This window comes from Vreelandella salicampi, assembly GCF_013415105.1.
GTDB lineage: Bacteria > Pseudomonadota > Gammaproteobacteria > Pseudomonadales > Halomonadaceae > Vreelandella > Vreelandella salicampi.
Map to the genome: position 1 here is coordinate 1 of NZ_JACCDF010000041.1, position 1,500 is coordinate 1,500.

The following is a 1,500-nucleotide window of genomic DNA, read 5'->3' on the forward strand; positions in this document are numbered from 1 at the left end:
TTCCAAGCCCAGGCCGAGGGTCAAAATCTGTGTGCCGTCCATGCCATGCCTCCTGTCGTCGTGGAGGTCATATCCTGGCCCAGATCAGGGGGTGAATTCCACACCCAACGACGAAGAGCCAGATAACAACGGCATTGACCTCACCCTGCTAAAAGAACTCAAAGAAGTTAAACGCGTATCGCTAGAACAATACTTAGAACATCACCCACAGGCGCGATATATTCCAGTGAAAGATTACCCACAAGACGGCCATGCCGTGTGGCGCATTAACGCTGATGTTGCTTTCCCGTGTGCCACTCAAAACGAGCTGACAGACGCTGATGCTGAAACATTACTCGGCAACGGCATTAACTGCATCAGCGAAGGCGCCAATATGCCATCTAATGCCGATGCCGTTAACCGCTTCCTTAACGCCAAAATTGCTTATGGCCCAGGCAAAGCGGCAAATGCCGGAGGTGTTGCCACTAGCCAATTAGAGATGGCGCAAAATAGCAGCATGGATCAATGGCCCCTGGAAAAAGTGGATGCCAAACTAAAAGATATTATGGTCAACATTCACCGTCAGTGTGCCGATACAGCAGAAGAGTTTCGCGACCCTACCAACCTGGTATTAGGCGCGAATATTGCCGGCTTCCGTAAAGTCGCTAACGCCATGATCGCACAGGGCGTCACTTAATCGTCTTAATGGCGTAAGTCGCGTACACTGGGTTTATCACAGTCCTTCCTTTTTCAAGGGAGGGCTGTTTTTGTTGGTATGCCACAAAATCGTCTATTTACCGTTTATTGATCTTAAGCATTTGAATTTAAATCATTATTATCAGGAGCAGCAACATGGGTTACCGTCCACCTATCCTCATTAATCGTCTCGATGCTGAGCGCCTACAGCGCTTGATAGATGACGCGTCTAAAAAAGACCAAGCGGTTGCTGAATTACTTGAGATAGAGCTTTCGCGTGGCGAAGTCGTCGACCCCGAAGATATCCCTGATAACGTCGTCAGTATGAACAGCCAAATTCAATTTACTGACTTAACGCGTGGGCGGCAGATGATAAGAACACTGGTCTATCCCCATGCGCTCAACAGCGTAGACGATGCGATTTCTGTGATGGCGCCTATTGGCGCAGGCCTTATCGGGTTAAAAGTGGGCGACAAGATTGACTGGCCAGTGCCTAACCACAACGAAGTTTGCTTGCGCGTCGACGCCATATTTTGGCAGCCAGAGCAAGAAAAACAGTTCCACCGTTAAATCATCTAGCCTCGTGAGACCATCGGGCGTGATTCTTTTAGTATTTTATAATCTGACCCGTCAGGAGGAGGGTCCGTCATGTCTCTAGGAATACGAACCCATCAGCTGGAAATGGCCTTTCCTCTCAGAGTGAGCTAGGTTTTGTACGAAAAGCCTTATCTGCTAATTTTACCTATGCAAAAGCAGCATAGGGAAAAAAATGGTCGGACGTTACGAAATCTCTGATGACGGCTGGGCACAGATTGAAGATATCGT

Annotated in this window: 1 protein-coding gene and 1 pseudogene; both read left to right on the forward strand. The window is 48.4% G+C overall.

Translation table 11 applies throughout. The annotated features are described in order from the left end of the window. Positions 1–121: 121 nt before the first annotated feature. Positions 122–676 (forward strand): annotated as a pseudogene (locus HZS81_RS17905) (dehydrogenase family protein); the annotation flags it as partial. A gap of 155 nt (positions 677–831) precedes the next feature. Further along, positions 832–1,245, forward strand: a complete 414-nt coding sequence (rnk, locus tag HZS81_RS17910) for a nucleoside diphosphate kinase regulator (protein WP_179931881.1) — start codon at positions 832–834, stop codon at positions 1,243–1,245. The last annotated feature ends 255 nt before the right edge of the window (positions 1,246–1,500 follow it).

What these genes read in the sequence shown, in the direction of transcription:
- rnk (WP_179931881.1), top strand. Translation starts at nt 832, where the DNA reads ATGGGTTACCGTCCACCTATCCTCATTAATCGTCTCGATGCTGAGCGC.